Raw genomic sequence first — 5,501 nt, forward strand, 5'->3', positions numbered from 1 at the left:
GAAACTCCCCAGGATTTTTACGAGAGCGCCGTGGCGTTTGGCAACTTTCAGCGCCAGCTGGCCGGCTATCCCGCCGCCACCTTGCACGAGACCATCCGCAAATTCCACGACACCGTGAACCGCTATGCAAACTTTGAAAAAGCCCTGGCTGCCGACGTGTGCGGCCGCGCCAAAGGCATTCAGGCCGAGATCGATTTTGTGACGGCCCGCAAGGCGGACTGCGGTTACATGGTGGGGCTTCTGGCAGAGGGAAAACTGCCCCTGCGCGTGACCCACAACGACACCAAGCTCAACAATATCCTCATGGATAAGGCCACCCGCAAGGGCATCTGCGTGATCGATCTGGACACCGTGATGCCGGGCCTTGCCGCCAACGATTACGGCGACTCCATCCGCTTCGGCGCCAACGACTGCGCCGAGGACGAGCCGGACCTCGCCAAGGTAAACTTCAGCCTGCCCCTGTTCGAGAGCTACACCAAAGGCTTTTTGCAGGCCGCGGGCAGCGCCCTGACCGATCTGGAAAAAGAAACCCTGCCCTGGGGCGCCAAGCTCATGACCCTGGAATGCGGCATCCGCTTTTTGACCGATTACCTGGAGGGCGACCACTACTTCCGCACCCACCGGGAGGGCCAGAACCTGGATCGCTGCCGCACCCAGTTCAAGCTGGTGCGCGACATGGAAGAGCACTGGGCCGAAATGGCCGAGATTGTAAAAAAATATTCCTGATTCCCTTCACCCGCACCCCGATCCATTGCGCCCCGCCGGCCGCCTGGCCCGGCGGGGCTTCTTTTTGCAGCGCGAGCCTCTTCCCGTCTTTTTTAGGCAGGCGCAAAAAACGAGCGGCCCCTTCCCTCTCTCCAAAATTCTGTGCACAAATAAAAGCGCCCCGCGCGATGAGATCCATCGCGCGGGGCGCTTTGTGCGTTCAAATTCTTGTTCAGCGGAAAATATTGATCAGGATACCGGCCGCCACCGCACTGCCAATCACGCCGGCCACATTGGGGCCCATCGCGTGCATCAGCAGGAAGTTCTGCGGGTTCTCGGCCTGGCCCACCTTTTGCGACACCCGGGCCGCCATGGGCACCGCGGACACGCCGGCCGAACCGATCAGGGGGTTCACCTTGCCATGGGTGGCCCAGCACATCAATTTGCCGAACAACACGCCGCCGGCCGTACCAAAGCAGAACGCCAGCAGGCCCAAAATTACGATCAGCACCGTGCGCGGGGTAAGGAAGGTACCCGCACTGGTGGTGCAGCCCACCGAGAGCCCCAGGAAAATAGTGATGATGTTCATCAGCTCATTGCCTGCGGTGCGGTTGATGCGCTCCACCACGCCGGATTCCTTCATCAGGTTGCCCAGCATCAACATACCGATCAAAATAGCCGAGTCAGGCAGGATCAGGCTGATGATGATGGTGCACAGGATCGGGAAAATGATCTTCTCCGTGCGGGACACCGGCCGCAGCTGGGTCATCACAATGCTGCGCTCCTTCTTGGTGGTAAGCGCTTTCATAATGGGCGGCTGGATCACCGGCACAAGCGCCATGTAGCTGTACGCCGCCACCGCAATGGAACCAAGCAGCCCGGAAGCCAGGATTGTTGTCACATAAATGGCCGTGGGCCCGTCGGCGCCGCCAATGATCGCAATCGAAGCCGCCTCCGGCCCGGTAAAGGGTGCCAGCGCCTGGATGTTCCAGCCAAAGGTACCGTTCAGGAAGCCGACCACAGCGTTGTAGGGGATGTCAATGTATTTCGCCATGAAAAAGGTGCTGAAAATGCCAAGCTGCGCCGCCGCGCCCAGCAGCAGGCTTCTGGGGTTGGAGATCAGGGGGCCGAAGTCGGTCATGGTGCCAATGCCCAAAAAGATCAGCGGCGGGTAGATGCCCAGCTTTACGCCCATGTACAGCATATCCGCCAGGCCGCCGCTGTTCAGAATGTCCGTCCACAGGGGGTGCCCGGTGGCGGTATCAATAAAGAACTGCATGTGGATGATGCCGCTGCCCGGCAGGTTTGCAAGCAGCATGCCAAAGGCGATGGGCAGCAACAGCAGGGGCTCAAACTCTTTTACAATGGCTAAGTACAGCAGCGCGCAGGCCACCACGATCATGACCAGGTAGCGCGGGTCGGCCGCAATGCCGTTGAAGCCGGAATTTTGCCAGATGCTGGCAATGGTATCAAAAAATGCGCTCATCTGCAACGCCCCCCTTTAAAACGGCTCGGTGCCGCTCACGGCACCGGCTGCGCCCCAGCTGCCCCTGCCCGAAGCGGCCCGGGTGAGCGAACGCAAGGTATACTTTCCACCGGAGGAAGCCGCCACCGCAGCCGCGATCGCCGCCACCACTTCCTCAGGAATGCCCTCCTCCACAAAGGGCGGGCATTTAACCGGCGCGGCGGGCGCCGGCGCTTGCTCTGCGGCCTGTGCAGGCGCAGCCTTCGCTTTTTTGCGCTGTTCAATCACGCCAAAGATCTTCCCCTGCAGGGTAATGATCAGGGTGAGCAGGACCAGGATCAGGAACACCAGCGAGATGCCCGTGCCCGCGACCACCGCCACCGACGGCTCAGCGGACGTGACCGCTGCTGCGGCAAGGAACGCTTTCATGGTACGGCCTCCTCCAACAAAAACTTTCAAACGATATCTTGTAACATTATAACGGATCGCCCCTTTTCTTTCAAGCTCGAATCCCTTTTCACGTTAAAAAAATAGCATTTGTGCAAATTAAAAAGGCAAAAGGGAACGCTCTCCGTTTTCCCTTTTGCCTTTGCTTTTTATGGGGCGGGCAGCGCCCGGATCAGCGGCGGCCCAGGCGCGGGGTCGCGTCCTGAAAACCGCTCTCCAGCTCCTCGCCGATCACCAGGCAGCGGGCAGTGCCCAGGGCAACGCAGTTGATGGGGTCCGGCGCGACCCTTACCCTCACCTTGAGCTGCTGGGCCAGGTATTCGTCCAGCCCTTTCAGCATGGCGCCGCCGCCGGTCAGCATCACGCCGTCGGTATAAATATCGCCCGCCAGCTCCGGCGGGGTCTTTTCCAGCACCTGGTGGGCCGCCGCTGCGATCTGCTCCGCCAGCGGCATCACCGCCTCGTACAGATCCTCTGTGGTCACCGTCAGGCGCTGGGGCAGGCCGGTCAGCAGGCTGCGGCCCTTTACTTCCATCGAATCGGCAAATGTGCCCGGCCGGCAGCAGGCGATCTCCTTTTTCAGTTCCTCGGCGGTGCGCAGGCCAATGGCCACGCTGAACTTCAGGCGCAGCAGCTTTACAATCTCGTCGTCAAAGGTGTTGCCCGCCACATTCACGCTGGTGGCGCGCACCTTTCCGCCCATGCTGATCACGGCGATGTCGGTGGTCCCGCCGCCGATATCCACCACCATGTGGCCCGAGGGCTCGCGCACATCAATGCCCGAGCCAATGGCGGCCGCAATCGGCTCGTCGATCAAAAACACCTGCCGGGCGCCGGCGGCGACCACGGCCTCCACCACGGCGTCGCTCTCAATGCCGGTAATGGCCGCGGGCACACACACGGCCACCCGGGGCTTGATCAGGTGCGAATCGTAAACTTTATTCACAAAGCGGCAGATCAGCTCTTTGGTGAGCATGTGGTTTGAGATAACGCCATCCTTCAGGGGCCGCACAGCCGCGATATAGTTGGGGGTGCGCCCCACCATGGCCAGCGCCTCGTCGCCCACGGCAAGCACCTGGTCCTTGCGGTGGTCCACCGCCACCACGCTGGGCTGGTTCAGCACCACGCCCTTTCCCTCCAGCGCCACAATGATGCTGGTGGTGCCCAAATCGATTCCAATATCGTTTTGTGCCATAGTTTGCCCTCTCCTTTATTGATCCGCACACCAAAATGTTCCGTTTCAACTGCTCAAGGGGGTTTCAGCCACACTCACGGCAAATACTTCCAGCGCGCCGGCCCGCAGCAGCGCCTCTGCACAGGCGGCCGCAGTGGCCCCCGTTGTGATCACGTCGTCCACCAAAAGCACCCGCCGCCCTTCCGCCAGGGCAGGCTGCGCGGTAAACGCCCCCCGCACATTTTCCAGCCGTTCGCGGGCGTTTTTGCCCTCCTGCTTTTCCGTGCGGCGGCTTTTCTGCAGCGCGCGGGGCTGATAGGGCGTTTGCAGATACGCCGCCAGCGGCTTTGCCAGTCGGTCCGGCGGGTTGTATCCCCGTGCGCCGCCCCGTGCCGACGGCACGGGCGTCACCAGGTCAAAGCGGGCCAGCGGCGGCGGGGTCTTAAGAGTTATTATACCACGTTTTTGCGCCAATGTGCAACCAAAAACTGCCTGCGCCAGCTCCGCCGCAAAGTACCCGGCATAGCAGGCACGGCCGCCGTTCTTCATGCGCAGCACGGCGGTGCGCACGCAGCCCTTGTAACGGTACAGCGCCGCCGCGCCGGCCAGCCGCCCAAAATGGTGGTCGCCCGCCGCCAGCCTCGGCACCGGCAGCCGCAGGGCCGCCGCCTCTTTTTCACACGCCTCGCAGCGGGTGCACAGGCCCAGCACCCCGTCGCAGAACGGGCACCGCCGGGGGTACAGCAGCGCCAGGGCGGGGCGCAGGATTCCCGGCCCGCTCACTGTTCGCCCCCGTGTTGTAAAAGGTCGGCCAGGCAGCTGTAGCGCAGGTTCTGGCGCACGTTTTCCACCATGCGCTGCACGGTGGCCCCCTGCCCCGCCAAAACGCACAGGCGCTTTGCCCGGGTCACGCCTGTGTACAGCAGGTTGCGGTAACAAAGCTTGGGGGGTGTGTCGCTCACTGGCACCACCACCGCGGCAAACTCGCTGCCCTGGCTCTTGTGCACGGTAACAGCGTATGCGATCTCCAGCTCGGGAATGTTTTCCGGGGTGTAAAGCAGTTTTCGGTCGTCCATCTGCACCAGCAGCGTGCGCTCGGCCGCATCCACCTTCAAAATCACGCCCATATCGCCGTTGAAGGCTCCCACGCCCGCCTCGCCGCCGTCCCGTTCATAGGGGATCAGGTAATCGTTGCGCACCTGCATTACCTTGTCGCCCAGGCGGAAGGTCTGGCCGTTCATCTGCAATTCCGGCTTGTCCGGCAGGGGCGGGTTCAGCAGCTCCTGCAGGCGCTGGTTCAGCGCGGCGGTGCCCACCGGCCCCAGCTTTGTGGGGCAAAGCACCTGGATGTCCCGCACCGGGTCCAGCCCGTAGCTTTTGGGCAGCCGGGCGCTCACCAGGTCGCACACCAGCTGCTGGCAGGCAAGGCCGGCCGCCTGCAAAAAGAAAAAGTCGCTGTTTTTATCGCCCCGCTGGGGCATGAGTCCCTGCACAATGCGGTGGGCGTTCTCCACAATCAGGCTGCTGGCGCTTTGCCGGAAGATGCGGGTCAGGCAGACCGTGGGCACCGCCCCGCTGCGCACCACCTCGCCCAAAATGTTGCCGGGCCCCACGCTGGGCAGCTGGTCCGCGTCGCCCACCATCACAATGCGGCACCCGTGTTTGAGAGCCGCCAAAAGGCTCTGGAACAGCTTCACGTCCACCATGCTC

6 protein-coding genes are annotated in these 5,501 nt (G+C 62.3%); 1 reads left to right on the forward strand and 5 read right to left on the reverse strand.

The window, feature by feature from the left end:
- The coding region (locus ACMLHZ_RS01590; protein ID WP_418666065.1) for a phosphotransferase at positions 1-726 on the forward strand (726 nt) is incomplete at its 5' end.
- A gap of 211 nt (positions 727-937) precedes the next feature.
- Here ACMLHZ_RS01590 and ACMLHZ_RS01595 read toward each other — a convergent pair.
- The 5 genes from ACMLHZ_RS01595 to ACMLHZ_RS01615 all read right to left on the reverse strand — a co-directional run.
- Entirely contained in the window at positions 938-2,191 is a 1,254-nt protein-coding gene (locus tag ACMLHZ_RS01595; protein ID WP_418666066.1) for a sodium ion-translocating decarboxylase subunit beta, read from the reverse strand.
- Between the two features lie 15 nt (positions 2,192-2,206).
- Positions 2,207-2,599, reverse strand: a complete 393-nt coding sequence (locus tag ACMLHZ_RS01600) for an OadG family transporter subunit (protein WP_177562533.1) — start codon at positions 2,597-2,599, stop codon at positions 2,207-2,209.
- A gap of 190 nt (positions 2,600-2,789) precedes the next feature.
- Positions 2,790-3,812 (reverse strand): rod shape-determining protein, encoded by a 1,023-nt coding sequence (locus tag ACMLHZ_RS01605; protein WP_418454524.1) that lies wholly within the window; start codon positions 3,810-3,812, stop codon positions 2,790-2,792.
- A gap of 45 nt (positions 3,813-3,857) precedes the next feature.
- Positions 3,858-4,574: a ComF family protein gene (locus ACMLHZ_RS01610; protein ID WP_418666067.1), complete on the reverse strand. Its 717-nt coding sequence runs from the start codon at positions 4,572-4,574 to the stop codon at positions 3,858-3,860.
- Positions 4,571-5,501, reverse strand: a 931-nt coding sequence (locus ACMLHZ_RS01615) for an ATP-dependent DNA helicase (protein WP_418666068.1), incomplete at its 5' end; no start/stop codon positions are given. The genes ACMLHZ_RS01610 and ACMLHZ_RS01615, both read right to left, overlap by 4 nt.

It is taken from the genome of Allofournierella sp., from assembly GCF_048388525.1.
Classification (GTDB): domain Bacteria; phylum Bacillota; class Clostridia; order Oscillospirales; family Ruminococcaceae; genus BQOK01.